Source organism: Rathayibacter sp. VKM Ac-2804, from assembly GCF_009866655.1.
Classification (GTDB): Bacteria; Actinomycetota; Actinomycetes; order Actinomycetales; family Microbacteriaceae; genus Rathayibacter.
The window spans coordinates 3,927,090-3,941,711 of the sequence record NZ_CP047420.1 but is presented as its reverse complement, the minus strand read 5'-3'; the positions used below and the strand labels follow the sequence as shown (position 1 = coordinate 3,941,711).

Below are 14,622 nucleotides of genomic sequence, written 5' to 3'. Positions count from 1 at the left end.
CCTTCTTCGTCGGAGGTGTCGAGGCGCCGGAGCGGCGGTTAAGCGCTTTACCGGCGCGTGCTCCTAGACTGCGGGACATCGCGCCCCCGCGTCAACCGCATCGGGCGCGGCACCCGGGAGGAGACGGCATGGCGACCATGCAGGACGTCGCGCGCCGCGCGGGCGTGTCGATCGCGACCGTCTCCTTCGTCGTCAACGCCACCAAGCCGGTCTCGCCCGAGACCGCCGCCCGGGTCCGCGAGGCGATGCGCGAGCTCGGCTACCGCCCGCACGCCCTCGCCCGCGCGCTGGCCCGACGGCGCTCGATGATGATCGCGATCGTCTACCCGCTGGTGCCCTCGCGCCCGCTGAACACCGCGACGACCTTCCTCGCCGGCGCCGCCGAGGCCGCCGCCGAGAACGGCTACTCGATCGTGCTCTGGCCCACCATCGGCGGCTCGGAGAAGCTCGCCGATCTGCGCGCCGACGGGCTGCTCGACGGCGTCGTGCTGATGCAGGTGACCTCGGAGGACGAGCGGGTCGCGGTCCTGCGCGACTCCGGCACCCCGTTCGCCCTGCTCGGCCGCACCCGCGACCCCTCCGCGCTCGACTGGGTCGACATCGACTTCGAGGGCATGGTCGAGGAGGCGCTCGAGCGCCTGGCCGCGCAGGGGCACCGCCGTATCGCCCTCGTGCTCGGACCGGAGGGCGGCGCCGACTTCGGCCCCTATGCGCGCACGCGGGAGGCTTTCGAGGGCGCCGCCGCTGCGCAGGGCCTGTCCACGGTCCTGCTCCACTGCGAGGAGACGCCGGCCGGCGGGCGCGCGCTGGCCCGCTCGCTCGACCCGGAGGCGGCCACGGCGGTCCTGGTGATCAACGGCGGAGCGGCGGTCGGCTTCGCGCACGAGCTGCGCCACCGCGGCGTGCGGGTGCCGGAGGACCTCTCGATCGTGCTGCTCGCCTCCGATCCCGACGTGGCCGACCTCGCGGATCCGGCGCTCGACGTGCTGGTCGCCCCGGGCCACGCCCTCGGCCGCCGCGGGGTGGAGGCGCTGCTCGCCCGCCTCGCCGACCCCGCCGCGCCGCTGCTGCAGGAGCGCATCGGCGGCCCCTGGCGCCCGGGCGGCTCGGTCGCGGGGCCGCGGGGGTGACCCGCGCCGCTGCTCCCGCCCGGCCGACCCGCGGTCAGTTCCGCGTCCGGTACGCGTGCGGCGTCAGTCCGTGGATCCGCTTGAACTGCCGCGCGAAGTAGAAGGAGTCGTCGTAGCCGGCGGCCGCGGCGACCTCGGCGATCGGCCGCTCCGTCATGTCGAGCAGCTCCCGCGCCCGCGCCATCCGCAGCTCGGTCCGGTAGCGCAGCACCGGCATCCCGAACCGGCGGCGGAAGAGCGCCGCGAAGTGCGACGGGCTCAGACGCGCCATCGACGCGAGCTCCGCGACCTCGATGCTCTCGGTGAGGTGATCGCGGAGGAACTGGGCGGCGCGCTCCAGTGCGGTGCTGCGCGCGTCGCCCGGCGGGCGGTCCGAGGCGAGGACCGCCATCAGATGCCAGGCGGCCCCCGATGCGGCGAGCAGGCTGTTGGTCGTCGCATCGCGCTCGAGGTGCGTGATCACCGCCGAGATCAGCGCGACTGCGGCGTACACGTCGGACAGGGTCCGGACCGGAGCGTCGGCCGTCGCGCGCGCCGCCCGCAGGAACTCGGGCAGATCGCTGCCGGTGAGGTGCAGCCACCAGAGCGTCCACGGGTCCTCGTCGTCGGCTCCGTAGGCGTGCGGCTCGCCGGGCGGCAGGAGGACGACCTGCCCGGCGGTCACGGTGAAGGCGCCGGCCGCCGTGGTGCACCAGCCCGAGCCCCGGGTGCAGACCAGGACGACGGCGTCGGCGATGGGCCGGCTCCGCACCCGCCCGTGCGAGCGCGCCTCGGGGAAGTGGCCGCAGTCGGTGACGAGGAGGTGCGCCGTCCCCGGCTGCGTCAGCGCCTCCCGCACGCGGGGGCGGGGGAGCACGTGCATGGTCTCTCCCGGGAACCCTGCGCCGATGGTCATCCGGAGAGCTTGCCCTCGGATCAGCGTTCTGTCCAGATCTTCCACCGGATGCGACCTGCGCCGCGCCGTCGGTCCGGCCTTGACTGGGCGTCATGCGCAATGACAACGCTGCCATTCTCGAGCTCGGAACCGGTCGAACGTCCAGGACCGACCCGCCTCCGCCGGAGGACGTGGATTCGAACGACGAGCTGTTCCTCCTCGGCCGCGACCTCGAGGAGCGCCCCCGTGCCGCCTGCGTGCCGGAGCACTACTGGGAGGAGGCCGTCTGGCGGGATCCGGGCGACGTCCGCTGTCTCGTCGCGCTCGCGCGGACGCTGACCGACGCCGCTCGCTTCGACGAGGCGGAGCGCCGTCTCCGCTCCGCGATCGCGCGGCTGACCTCCCGCGGCGCGCGACCGGCCGACTCCGAGGCGCACTACCGGCTGGGAGTGCTCCTCGCGCGGCAGGGGCGGGCGGACGAGGCCGACGAGGCCCTCGGCACAGCGTGGAGGACGGCGGCCTGGCGGAACCCGGCCGGCGTCGCGCTCGCGCAGCTGCACGCCGCGGGGGATCGCCCGGCGGAGGCCGAGCGGGTGCTGCGCGAGGTGCTCGCGACCGACGCGCAGCACGCGCGGGCGACGGCCCTGCTCGTCACCGTGCTCCGGCGGACCGGGCGGGAGGAGGAGTCGACGGCGCTGCTGCGGGGACTGCTCGACCGGGACCCGCTCGACCCGTGGGCCCGCGACCTCGCCGGCCGGCCGCTCCCCGACGACGCCGCCGTGCTGGTCGCGGTGGCGCTCGAGTACCGGGCGGCGGGGCTGCGGGACGACGCGCTGCGGCTGCTCACCCTCTCGGTCGAGGCGGAGGAGCGCCTCCCGCCCGGGCAGGCGCGGATCGGGGTGCCGGCGCAATACCACGCCGCGCTCCTGCACGAGTGCGAGGGCCGGACGGAGCAGGCGCGGGCCGCGCGGCGGGAGGCCCGGCTCTCTCCGCTCGAGGGCCGCCGAGCGATCCGCCTCGAGGACGTCGAGGCGCTCGAGGCGGCCGGCGCCGACGACACCACCGCCCGCTTCCTCCTCGGCGACTGGTACGACGGGAAGGGCCGGATCGAGGACGCCTTCGCCGCCCGGTGGTTCGTCGCGGCCCACGATGCGAGGGCCCGCGTGCGGGTGCTCGCCCTGCGCGACCTCGGGGTCGCGTCCTGCGCCGCGTACGGCGATCCGGAGGCGGCGCTCGCCTACTTCGAGCACGCGCGGTCGATCGCGCCCGGCGACGCGCAGCTCCTCGCCGAGTACGACCGGCTCCGCGCGCACCTCGGGCACGAGGGGAGGCTCGCCCTGCTCGAGGAGAACGAGGCCGTCGTCCTCGAGCGCGACGACCTGACCCTCGAGTACGCGGCGCTGCTCGTCGAGGCGGGCCGGGCCGGGTGCGCCCAGCGGCTGCTGCTGGGGCGCCGGTTCGAGCCGCGCGGAGGCGGCGAGGGTCGCGACCTGGAGGGCTGGGTTCGCGAGGGTCGCGACCTCGAGGGCCGGGTTCGGGAGGGCCGCGTCCTCGAGGTCTGGGACGCGACGATGCTCGCGCTCGCCGACGCCTCGTCGCCGACCGACGCGCTCACATTCCTCTGCGCCGCTCTCGCGCCGCCCGCGTGCCTCGGCGAGGCCCGCCCTCCGCACGCGTCCACGGCGGATCTCCTGTTCCGCCGCGGCGACGCGCGCTCGCGGCTCGGCGACGACGCCGGCGCCCGCGACGACTGGGACGCGGCCGCGGGCCTGACCGGCGACGCGGTGACGGCTCCGCGCTTCGACGCGCAGACGGTCTCCTCGATCCGGGCGCTGCAGCGCCTCGGCCGCGCGGCGGAGGCGGCCCGGCTGACGGCCGCCTTCGCGCAGTGGATCGAGGAGGAGCACCGGATCCCCGCGTCCGACGACTGGTCCCGCGCCGACCCGCTCTTCCCGCGCGACCCGCAGACCGACAAGGACGCGCAGCTGGCGCACTACCGCGCGCAACTCGCGGCGCTCGCCGAGGACGAGCTCCGAGTTGACCGCTGAGGCGGCGCCCGTCATCCGGCTCCGTCGGACGAGAAGCGCTGCCCGAGCGCGTCGTGACGACATCCCTTGGGAAGCGCACCCGGCTCGCGTCCCTGACGTCGAGTGGACCCCGAACGGGGCCTGCTTCCGTCGCAGAGCCCCGTCCGCGTCCATTCGTCGCGTCGCTCGCCGGCGACTGGACGGCTGACGGGGTCCGCTGGCCGGCTGAGGCCCGGTTCGCGTCCAGTCATGCTGATCGAGTAGCCCGCGCAGCGGGCATATCGAGATCCACCAGCGCCATAAGGACGAGTCTGCAGACCCGCCCTGCTGATGACGGCGGGTCTCGATACGCCCCTGCGGGGCTACTCGACCAGCATGTTGCGGCGCAACCGCGTCCTCCCCCCGTCACCGAGACGCGAAGCGGCTTCACCGATCGATACGCCCCTCCGGCGCTACTCGACCAGCATGGCGGGGCACACCGGCGGGCGCCCCACTTCGACCGGCGGGTGCCCCACCATGCTGATCGAGTAGCGCGTGCAGCGCGCGTATCGAGATCCGCCCACCGTCGAGACAGCGGCCTGCAGAACCGCCCGCGTCAGTCGACAGCGGAGCTCACCCGGATCGCCCGCGCGCTCGGTCTGTCGAAGCCGTCGGAGGTGGGGACGACGGCGCAGCGTCTCGACACCGTCCGCGGGATCATCGACCGCGGAAAGCTCTACGGATTCCGCCACCGGGCGATCGAGGCGTCGCTGACGAGCGAGTGGCCGCGAGTGGAGTGAGGCGCGCGGCGGTCCCGCTCAGCCCGCGTGCGGGAGCAGCACCTCCACCAGGCCGTCGGTGACGCGCGTCTCGAAGCGCGGCTGCGGCGAGGTGGCCGGGCCGCGGACAACCTCGCCGGTCTCGAGCGAGAAGGCGCTCGCGTGCCAGGGGCAGCTGATGCAGGCGTCGGCGCCGGTGCCGCGCAGCTCGCCCTCGTCGAGGGGGCCGGAGAGGTGGCTGCAGACGTTCGACAGCACGTCGACGCGGTCGCCGCGGCGGACGGCGAGCAGCGGGGTCTCGGCGACGGTCTTCTTCACGGGGGTGCTCTCGGGCAGCTCGGCGAGCGGTCCGAGGGTCTGCCAGCCGGTGGGGAAGCGGTGCGGGACGTCCTCCGTGTGATTCGCGCCCGCCGCCTGCCGGTAGCTGAGGTGGCCGCCGAGGTAGCCGCCGCCGGAGACGACGGCGAGGCCGAGCATGCCGAGCGCCTTCCCGCTCGCCCGCCGTCCGCGCACGCGCTGGACGAAGGACGCGGTGTAGAGGACGGTTCCGGCCACGTTGGCCGCCGCGTGGACGAGCCCGACCCGCTTCTGCTGCTCGTGCAGCTCGGACCAGTCGGTGTAGCCCGCGGCGGCGGTGGGCAGCACGCTGACCACGCCCAGGGCGATCAGGGTGCGAGCGGCGCGCTCGTTGCCGGGCAGCAGGTCCAGGACCGCCGCCGACACCCACGCGCCGGTGGGCACGAGCACGAGCAGCGGATGCACCGGGTGCCCGATCGGGACGCCGTGCAGCACGTCGCGCACGGGCTGCGGGCGGATGACCGCGTCGACCACCTTCTTGACGCGGTCGACGAGCGGATCGAGGGCGGCCACGTTCTCGAGACGGCTGACGAGACGGACGAGCTTCACTTCGCGCATGTCCCAGAGCACCGCGTACCCGGGGACCCCGACAAGGGGGTTGCGATCCTGGGGCGCCCGTCGATCGCCCGCCCGCGACGATCCTCCCTGGGAGGTGACGCGTCCCTTCGACGAGAAATGCTGTTCTGCACGGGCCTTGCCGACACTTCTCGTCGAACGGGCCGGGTCCGACCCTTGCTGATCGAGGAGCGCGCGCAGCGCCCGTATCGAGATCCGCCACCGTCGAGACGGCGGCCTGCAGGCCCGCCCGCGTCAGTCGACAGCGGAGAAGAACGCCTCGATCGCGCGGGTGAGGGCGACGAGGTCGTCGACGTGCGCCAGCTCCCGCGCGGAGTGCATCGACAGCAGCGGTACGCCGACGTCGACGGTCGAGATCCCGAGCCGGGTCGCGGTGAGCGGTCCGATCGTGGAGCCGCAGGGCACCGTGTTGTTCGACACGAACTCCTGGAAGTCCACGCCCGCCCGCGCGCACACTCCCGCCCAGAGCGCCGCGCCGCGGGCGTCGGTCGCGTAGCGCTGCGAGGCGTTGATCTTGAGCAGCGGCCCCTTGCCGGCGACGGGCTGGTTCACCGGGTCGTGCTTCTCCGGGTAGTTCGGGTGCACGGAGTGGCCCGCGTCGGCGGAGAGGCACCAGGAGCCCGCCATCGCCCGGGCGCGCTCGTCGACACCCGCGCCGAGCGCCGCGCCGATGCGGGTGAGCACGTCCTCGAGGAACGGGCCGCTCGCTCCGGAGCGGCTGGCGGAGCCCAGCTCCTCGTGGTCGAAGGCGGCGAGCATGCTGATGTGCGGCGCCGCGCTGTCGTCGGCGCTCGCCGCGAGCAGCGCGACGAGTCCCGCGTGCACCGAGCTGAGGTCGTCCATCCGCCCGGCCGCGAAGAGCGCGTCGTCGAGGCCGAAGCGCGCGGGCGGCTGGGTGTCCGCGGTGATGAGGTCGTAGCCGGCGATGTCGGCGGCGGTGTCGAGCCCGGCCTTCGCGGCGAGGATCCCGAGCAGGTCGTTCCCGTCCGCGTCGCCCAGGCCGTAGACGGGGACGGTGTGCTTCTGCCGGTCGAGCTTCAGGCCGTCGTTCGCCTCGCGGTCGAGGTGGATCGCGAGCTGCGGGATCCGCAGGAACGGACCGGTGCGCACGAGCACCTCGGCGCCGTCGCGGGTGACGATCCGGCCGGCCAGCTCGAGCTCGCGGTCGAGCCAGGAGTTGAGCAGCGGTCCGCCGTAGACCTCGACGCCGGCCTGCAGCCAGCCCTTCGACTCCACGGTCGGCCGGGGCTTGAGCTTGAAGCCGGGGGAGTCGGTGTGCGCGCCGAGGATCCGGAACGGCGTCACCGCGGAGGCGCCGGCCGGCACGTGCCAGGCGATGACCGCCCCGTCGCGCAGCACGTAGTAGCGCCCGGGGGCGGTCGGCCACGCGGCGCTCTCGTCGACCGGGATGAATCCCGACGCTGCGAGCCGCCGGGCGGTCTCGGCCGCGGCGTGGAAGGAGGACGGCGAGGCGGTGAGGAACTCGGCGAAGTCGGCGAGGTGGTCGGCGCGGGAGGTCATCAGGTCATTGAAGCAGGACCGGGACGTCTAGGTCGGGCTGCAGGTGCGCACCGTGATGCCGCCGATGCCCAGCGCGGTGGTGACCGTGTAGGACGGCGAGGTGCCCCGCCACGTCGTACCGGTGAGCACCGTGGAGACCGTCACGGGCCAGGAGGAGCCGACGGCCAGCAGGGTGTTGACGGGGGTGAAGCTGATGGTGCGGACCGTCGGCTCGACCGGCGTCGTCGACGTCGTGGAGGCGCCCGTGCCGTAGGTGGCCACGATCCCGGTCTGAGTGATCGAAGCCGTCGGGACCGTGAAGTCGAGGGTCACCAGGCCCGCCAGGGAGACGGTGCATCTGTCGATCGTCGGCACCGCCAGGGCGCCGGTCGCGGCGGTCGTCGTCGCGAGCGCGGTGTCCGTGAAGGCGGCCGTGGTCCCCACCGGCGGGGGAGCGACGACGCCCGCGCCCGCGAGCAGCACGGCGGTGAGACCGAGGGCGCCCCCTGCCGCGTGCCGGTGCCGGCGGCGAGGGCCGGTCGCCGCCTGCGGGGCCGCCGTCGGGCGCGCAGTCCGCGTCGGAGCGAACGCCACCATGAGCAGCAGCCCGGCCAGCAGCCCGCCCAGGAACAGCGCCGGCGGGCTCGCGAGCGCGCTCACCACGTAGCCCACGCGGTTCACGCTCGTGAGCAGCAGGTCCACCCGGTCGACCACGTACGGCTCCGCGTCGTCCACCCCGTTCGCGTCGCCGCGCAGCACGAGGGACACCCGGTCGCCGCCGACCGGCGTACTCGAGACCACGCGGTGGGTGATCCGCACCCCCGTGGGCAGCTCCACGCTCACCACGTCGCCCGGCCGCGCGTCCGCGGCAGGGATGTCGCGGGCGATCCCCAGCGCCCCCGTCTCGATCGCGGGCCCCATCGATCCGCTCTGGAAGACGAGCGGAGTGATGCCGAAGAGCAGCGCCGCGAGCGCGGACAGCAGGCAGAGGGTGCCGAGCACCGCTCCGACCGTGAGCAGGAGCTCGCGGAGCACGGCCCGCATCCGCCCGAGGCGCGCGGGCACGTCGGCGCGCGCCGACGCCTCGGCGGGCTCGATCGCGTCGTGCAGCGGATCGTCCCGGTGGGAGGCGTCCGGCGACTCGGCGAGGTGGTGGGCGGTCGGCACAGGCTCAGGTGGTGGTCGCGGTGAAGGTGAGGGTGATGTTCGTCGACTGCGACTGCAGGGTGGTCGCCGCGGTGGTGGGCAGCGTGAAGAGCACGCAGAGCGTCTCCGACGCGATGACCTGCGGGGTGCCGGTGGTGCCGGCCAGGGGGCGGCCCGTGCCGACGAGGGTGCCCACCACCGAGGGTGCTGACGCGCCCGTGGTGGTGATCGCGGTGCCGCTGCAGGAGGAGGTGGTGCCGCCGGCGGGGTTCGTGGGCGTGCCGCCGGTGTAGACGGCGGCGGTGAGCGCGGGACCGAGCGTCCCGGTGCCGGCGCCGACGACGGTGTACGTGACGGGGAGCGTGCCGGTGTTGCTCACCGCGATCGCCACCGCCTGCGTGCTGCCGGGGCGCAGGTTGGTGAGATTCGGGATGGTGATGGTATCGGCGCTGTTGAGCTTGAGGTCGATGTTCCCGGTGCTGAACGTGGTGGTGGCCGTCGCGTTGTCCGACCAGGCCGCGAGGGTGGCGACGCCGCCGCCGCCGAGCAGGATGCCGACGGAGAGCAGGGCGCGCACGCGGACGCTGCGCGAACGGAAGCGCTTCGGGCGGCGTTCCGCGGCGTGGCGGGAGCGCGGCGAGGCCGAGGTGCTCGGCGGGAGTTCAGGACGGGACATCCGGGGACTGCCTTCGGGGTCGGTCGTGCGGGTCGGGAACGGCGGTGGCGGCGGACGGCGTGCGCCGGGAGTGCATCGCGAGGAGGAGGGCGAGGCCGGCGGCCATCGCGCCTGCGGCGGCGAGGAGCAGCGGCGGCGAGAGGGCGAGGCCGGTGGACGGCAGATGGAGCGGCCATGGACCGCGATCGTCGGCGGACCCGGCACCGGTTCCGGCCCCGTCGAGGCGCTCGCTGAGGGTCACGTTCAGCCGCACCGACGCGCTGATGCTCTGGTACTCGTTGCCCGCCGCCGGATCCATCAGGAACGTCAGGCTCACCGGAAGGACGCCGCCGGGCGGCACCGGGAGGCTGCCCAGGCTCAGCGATCGCCGGTCGCTCCTCGAGCCCGCGGGGGTCACCTCGAGCGACTCGGCGACCGGCACGCTGCGTCCCTCCGCCGTCGCCGTCACGTCCAGCACCTCCCAGAGCGGAGTGCTCGGCGGGGTGTCGAGCACCACCGTCACCTGGGCGTCCTCGGCGCGGCTGTTGCGCACGTACAGCACGGCGGTCGACGTGCCGCCGGGCACGATGCGCTCCGTCCCGCGGAGCAGCGGCTCGTCGATCCGCGGCGCGAACTCGTCGCCGTCGGTGCTCAGATCGAGCCCCTGCTCCGACACCGGCAGCGATCCGGGGGAGGCGACGAGGGCGAGCGCCGGCGCGAGGACAGGCGGAGCGATCGCGCCCAGCGCCACCGCGGCGACGGCGGCGGCCAGCCGCGCAGTCCACGCGCGCCGGGAGGGGCCGGTCACGACACCCTCCTGGACTTCCGGCGGCGGTCGAGCAGGGCTCCGCCGAACATCACGAGGGCGTAGCCGCCGAGGAGGCTCACGGCGACGATCGTCGCGATGCCGCGCTGCGGACCGGTGAGCGCGCTGTTCAGGTAGCCGAGCCACGGCAGGTGGTACCAGAGCACGCCGCGGACCTGCACCTCGCGCACCGGCTCCTGGTCGGCCACATTGTTCGCGTCACCCTGCGTGACGAAGGTGCGCTCGCCCCGCGCGTTCTCGGCCGTGGCGATCACGCGGTGCGTCACCACGGCGCCCTCGCCCGAGGCGAGCTGATAGGTGATCACCGTGCCGACGCCGATCGAGTCGGCGGGGACGGGCCGCATCACCACGAGCTCGCCGGGCGGCAGCCCCGGCCGCATCGAGCCGGTGAGCACGGTGTAGGCGGTCGCCCCGGTCACGCGGGGCACCACCACCGTCGCCAGCAGCACGCCCACGGTCACGAACAGCGCCAGCCAGGAGAGCACCCGGCCCACCCAGACCAGGGCACCGTCCTCCTTGAGCCGCGGAGCCTTCGAGCGCACGGCGGCGTGCCGCCCCGCTCCGGCGTCCGCCTCGACGCTCGCGGGGGCGCTCACAGCTGCTCCGCCCGGAAGCGGAACACGATGGTGGTGCTGGTGCTCTGCAGGGAGGCCTGCGGGGCGGAGGGCGACAGGGTCACGCGGATGCACCACACCTCGCTGCTCCCCTTCTGCAGGTTCCGGTACGCCGAGGTCGCTGAGCCGAGCGGCGCGGTGGTCACGAGCGCGAGACCGGCGGAGGTGCCGGTCGCCGGGCACGAGGCCGCCGACGACACGAGGGTCGCGGCGGTGGTGAACGCCGAGGCCGCGGCCGTCGGCGTCACGACGGTGCTGTCCAGCCGGTAGCGCAGGTCCTCGGTGCCGGCGTTGCGGAGGGTGAGCGGTGCCTGGGCGACGCTGCCCGGCCCCGCGTTCCTCGCATCGAGGGCGGTGAAGACGTGGTCCTGCACCTGCGCGGCCGCCGTCCCCGCCAGCAGATCGAGGCTGCCGGAGCGGAGCGTGGTGCCCGGCACGGTCTCCGCGTCGCTCCAGTAGGCGGCCGTGCCGATCCCCGCGAGAGCGAGGGTGAGCACGGCCGCTGCACCGAGGGCGACGGCGGAGAGCCGAGAGGGCATGGGGCTGCTGGGTGAGTCGCGCGCTGACTACGGCGTGACGCCGTTGGGGGTCTGCTCGAGCAGGAGCTGGAACTCGGCCAGGTCGAGGGTCTCGTTCTGACCGTCGAGGTTCGCCGTGGCGGGATCGAAGGTGAAGGTGACGACCACGGGGAAGGTCTGAGTGCCACCGGTCTCGAAGTCGACGTCGATCGACGCGCCCTCGTCGCTCAGACCGTTGACGGTGAGCGCGGTGTCGACGTACTCGGCGAGGTCGCCTGCAGCGTCGGGCAGTACGGCCGTGAACGTCGCTTCGAGGTTCTTGCCGATGCCCGCGACGGTCGCGGTGGTGGTGTAGCGGATCACGTCGCCCGGCACGATGCGGTCGATGGCGGGGTCGAACTCCGCGCCCGTCGTGGTGCCCGGAGTCGCGTCGCTCCAGACGCCCGGAGCCACGGCGAGGGTCAGGTTGCCGGCTTCGATCTCGCCGGCGTCGATCGGCGCCGAGTCGCTCCAGAACGCGAGCGTGCCCGCGCCGCCGAGCAGCAGTACAACAGCCGCGCCGGCCGCGATGGCGCCCTTGGTCGTCTTCTTCATCGTGATGGTCCCGTTCCCCGAGGAGTACCCGGGCGGCTTCGTAGCGGCCCCTCGCTCCAGGCGGAACGTAACCGGCGGCTGAGAAAACGGTCAAGATCGCCCGCGGGGGTGCGGAAGCGCTCGTCCACGCCTTCTGGCGGGGCGTCCGTCCAGCTGTCTCACAGGAGGTCGGGAGCGCTCCGCCGGGCCGGTAGGCCGTTCGGCGGGGCGACAAGCCACCCGACGACCCGCGCTGCGGCCCACGGCCGGGGGTCAGCGGAGGCGGGCGGACACCGAAGACGGGCGGTCCGGGTACGGGAAGACACTGCGTGAAGTGGCTGCTTCCCGTCGTAAATCGCGGGGGCAGCAGACGAGCGTCACGCCTTGGCGCCGTCGTTGATTCCTACATGGGGAGCAGCCGATGTCCAGGCGTCCGTCGCTTCAACTGCTCGAAGAGGGGAGCGCGGGCTTTTCCTCGCGCGCGCCTTCGCCGTGCTCAACGTCTCGAGATCTGATCAGGGCTCCGGCGTCGCGAAACACAGCCTCAGAATGCGCAACCATCCGCGGCGAATATCAAAGCGCAGGAGACCGTCGCTGACCCCCAATCGGTTTCCACGGGAGCCGTCGATACAGCAAACGAAGTCGCCGAGACGCCGGCGGGCGCGCTGCGCAAGCTCGCCTCGCCAGTGGCTCGTCGCTGCCACTCATCAGGACCGAATCGAGCGACCGCGCGGGCCACGCCCCTCCGTCACGAAGATCGAGACGCAGAAAGCCCTCGCTCTCCGCTGGTCGCGGTTGAGGCTGCCACTCGCGTCTCGGTCGAGACGGATCGCGAGCAGGGTAAGTCCAGCGATGGGTTTGTGCAGACGAGCACCTTGTCGCCCATCACGCGCCGCTCGTCCACCCCAAACACAGGATTGCGCGAGGCCGCATCCGGGCGAGAACGATCACGACCCCCGCGCTAGGCACGGGTATAACACGGCCAAATGGCCGCACCGGGTACTAGCGCCGAGGGTGCCGTCGCGTCAGCGGTTGACCACCCTGGCAGGCGTGTAATCGCTGAACCCTTTGCGATCTCCCTTATCCCTAACCAGACGCAACGAGCCACTAATCGGGTGATCAGGCCCTACACGATCGACGTGCCGCGGTTCGAACGGCCGAAAAAGATTGGTCATCAATATAATGATGCGCAAGTCAAAGTCACAGGGTGCGGCGGCTAAGGATTCAGCCCGGGCGGAACACCGCCCAAGCGACCTCTGGCATTCCAGCCTGGGCCAACTTTGAGCTGTAGTTGCCGGAAGAAATCGTCCGCAGTCCAGGTGATAAGCCGGTCGTTCAAATCTTTGATGACCAGTTGTTCATCTGTCCAACCCTGCACCCGAGACGCACGCAGAAACGCCAAGACGTTCGGGTCGGCAAATGGAGAAACCCATCGTTCTTGGAACTTGTAAAAGATTGGATCCTTCCATACTGTGTCCAAGTCCCTGTCTCGCATGCTATAACCCACGTACCACCACGGTCGGAATTGGCTCCCTGCCATCGCATCTATAACACTTCGAATCGCACTGAAACGAGCTTCATTTAAGCCCGCTGACGTCCGACTGATGTTTGCGACAATTGTTTCGGGCTTTTTGATATCACCGTGCATCTTCAGCAGGGGCACTGGTCCGCCGTTCTGAATGTAATCCTGAAGTGCTGCGGGAAATCCTTCCAGTTCGTGTTGGGTTGAAAAGCTCCTAACATCACCGGGACCGCAGCGCGCTTCGATGACCTGATCGAAGTTTACCGTGATCAGTACAAGACGCTGCCTTAGTGCGACAAGGGACCGCAAGGGATCGTCTAGGGGAGGATGCGCTCGCAAGCTCTCGACGATCTTATCGTGCGACTCCGCAAAACTGGAAAGCGAACTAGAGAATCGTTGCGACTCCTGCTCTTGCTCGTGCTCGAGAACCATTTCAAGAGTTAGTGTCTCGACAAAGACGCGCTCGCCTAGCGTAAGTTCCAACTCGGTCAGTTGTTGCGTAGCGGCCAGATCTTTCCACCAGCCGTGAGCAACCTCTTCGAAAGTACTTTCGTCAACAGTCCGGCCCGTAAGTCTGCCCAAGACCTCGTTTCGCAGCCTGTCTCCTGACGGGAGCCCGAAGCCCACACTTGCCCCAGCGCCTAGAAAGAGAACAAGGAGAGGCATGGATTCCGGTTTTTGCCTACTCACAGTATCCAGTGGTACCAAGGATTTAGCCCATGTGTTGCGCCAAGCAATGCCTTCTGAACCAATTCGGGCGAGAAGACTTGGATTTCCCTCGCAATGGATGTCAAAGTTGAGCTGTCCTTCGCAGGACAAGAGCATGACCGAGCCGTTGACCATTTGGAGCAACTCGGGGAGCCGCGTGACTACGTTCCAAATCAACTGAGTATGGTCGTGCTCGAAGGAAGTCTCGGAATAAGCAAAAGCGACCAGCTCCGACTCGCGAAGCCGGATGCTACACAGGCCGGTGGCGATGTCACGCAGGGCCCGCTGAGCGGCATTGACGGCAACATATTCCTGTGCTCCAATTACTCGCGCGCGATTTCCGATCACCTCGAGCTGAAGCTCAGCGTTCGCATTGTGGGTGTTGTAACTGTCGAGCACGAAGCTCACCGCCGAAACTAGGTCCGGGACATCCACTTGAATCGCCCCGCAGTCAATCCAGTCAGCACCGGCGCCAACCGAGTCGACAACTACCCCATCTTCCGCTTGTAGGACCTCACTGATAATAGGAATCCACTTTTCGCGCTCCGCAAGCCACACGGCGAGTAATCGTGCCTCATCAGTAAACTCTCGTGCTTCGTGATTCTTCAGCGCTGTGCGCAGCCATTCGAGAATGTCGACCGTCTGGATACTCACAATGCGTCACCTCGATCGGCCCAACTGAGCAACTCATTTCGTATTCTGCGCGTGTTCGAGGGCCGCTCGAATGCGATGTGCAGAGCGCTCAAAGCAGGTCGAATCTCCTCATACTGGAGTAACGCCTCGTCTATCGCTATTCCTGAAGCGGAACGTCCAGCGAGAGCTTCACGCAACCGAAGTC

General features: G+C 71.2%; 13 protein-coding genes. 3 read left to right on the top strand and 10 right to left on the bottom strand.

What is annotated here, in order from left to right; translation table 11 throughout:
• Window positions 1-128 precede the first annotated feature (128 nt).
• Window positions 129-1,130, top strand: coding sequence for a LacI family DNA-binding transcriptional regulator (locus GTU73_RS18290; RefSeq protein ID WP_160091036.1), 1,002 nt, complete (start codon window positions 129-131; stop codon window positions 1,128-1,130).
• 34 nt (window positions 1,131-1,164) lie between these two features.
• Here the strand turns inward: GTU73_RS18290 and GTU73_RS18285 are convergent, their stop codons facing one another.
• A complete protein-coding gene (locus GTU73_RS18285; protein WP_208543703.1) occupies window positions 1,165-2,025 on the bottom strand; it encodes a helix-turn-helix domain-containing protein in 861 nt (286 codons plus the stop codon).
• Between the two features lie 170 nt (window positions 2,026-2,195).
• Between GTU73_RS18285 and GTU73_RS18280 the strand changes: the two genes are divergently transcribed.
• Entirely contained in the window at window positions 2,196-4,052 is a 1,857-nt protein-coding gene (locus GTU73_RS18280) for a tetratricopeptide repeat protein (protein ID WP_160091035.1), read from the top strand.
• A gap of 635 nt (window positions 4,053-4,687) precedes the next feature.
• Window positions 4,688-4,810 carry a hypothetical protein gene (locus GTU73_RS19540; protein ID WP_279630800.1) on the top strand — a complete coding sequence of 41 codons (123 nt, stop codon included), beginning with the start codon at window positions 4,688-4,690 and terminating at the stop codon, window positions 4,808-4,810.
• 18 nt (window positions 4,811-4,828) lie between these two features.
• On the opposite strand, the gene GTU73_RS18270 is transcribed toward GTU73_RS19540, so the two are convergent.
• The 9 genes from GTU73_RS18270 to GTU73_RS18230 all read right to left on the bottom strand — a co-directional run bounded on the left by GTU73_RS18270 (window position 4,829) and on the right by GTU73_RS18230 (window position 14,438).
• On the bottom strand, window positions 4,829-5,704 hold the full coding sequence (locus tag GTU73_RS18270; RefSeq protein WP_160091034.1) for a Rieske 2Fe-2S domain-containing protein: 876 nt from the start codon (window positions 5,702-5,704) through the stop codon (window positions 4,829-4,831).
• A 252-nt stretch (window positions 5,705-5,956) separates the two neighbouring features.
• On the bottom strand, window positions 5,957-7,243 hold the full coding sequence (locus GTU73_RS18265; RefSeq protein WP_160091033.1) for a M18 family aminopeptidase: 1,287 nt from the start codon (window positions 7,241-7,243) through the stop codon (window positions 5,957-5,959).
• Between the two features lie 27 nt (window positions 7,244-7,270).
• Window positions 7,271-8,389 (bottom strand): hypothetical protein, encoded by a 1,119-nt coding sequence (locus tag GTU73_RS19145; RefSeq protein ID WP_208543702.1) that lies wholly within the window; start codon window positions 8,387-8,389, stop codon window positions 7,271-7,273.
• Between the two features lie 4 nt (window positions 8,390-8,393).
• Complete coding sequence (locus GTU73_RS18255) at window positions 8,394-9,044, bottom strand: TasA family protein (RefSeq protein ID WP_160091032.1); 651 nt, start codon at window positions 9,042-9,044, stop codon at window positions 8,394-8,396.
• Complete coding sequence (locus GTU73_RS18250) at window positions 9,031-9,831, bottom strand: hypothetical protein (RefSeq protein WP_160091031.1); 801 nt, start codon at window positions 9,829-9,831, stop codon at window positions 9,031-9,033. The genes GTU73_RS18255 and GTU73_RS18250 overlap by 14 nt, the downstream gene beginning before the upstream one ends.
• Window positions 9,828-10,445 carry a signal peptidase I gene (locus GTU73_RS18245; RefSeq protein ID WP_208543701.1) on the bottom strand — a complete coding sequence of 206 codons (618 nt, stop codon included), beginning with the start codon at window positions 10,443-10,445 and terminating at the stop codon, window positions 9,828-9,830. Before GTU73_RS18245 ends, GTU73_RS18250 begins: the two co-directional genes overlap by 4 nt.
• A complete protein-coding gene (locus GTU73_RS18240; protein ID WP_160091030.1) occupies window positions 10,442-11,002 on the bottom strand; it encodes a SipW-dependent-type signal peptide-containing protein in 561 nt (186 codons plus the stop codon). The genes GTU73_RS18245 and GTU73_RS18240 overlap by 4 nt, the downstream gene beginning before the upstream one ends.
• A 27-nt stretch (window positions 11,003-11,029) precedes the next feature.
• Window positions 11,030-11,575 carry an alternate-type signal peptide domain-containing protein gene (locus tag GTU73_RS18235; RefSeq protein ID WP_160091029.1) on the bottom strand — a complete coding sequence of 182 codons (546 nt, stop codon included), beginning with the start codon at window positions 11,573-11,575 and terminating at the stop codon, window positions 11,030-11,032.
• A gap of 1,195 nt (window positions 11,576-12,770) precedes the next feature.
• The gene (locus GTU73_RS18230) at window positions 12,771-14,438 is read right to left on the bottom strand and encodes an SIR2 family protein (RefSeq protein WP_160091028.1); all 1,668 of its coding nucleotides are present in this window, start codon (window positions 14,436-14,438) and stop codon (window positions 12,771-12,773) included.
• Window positions 14,439-14,622 lie beyond the last annotated feature (184 nt).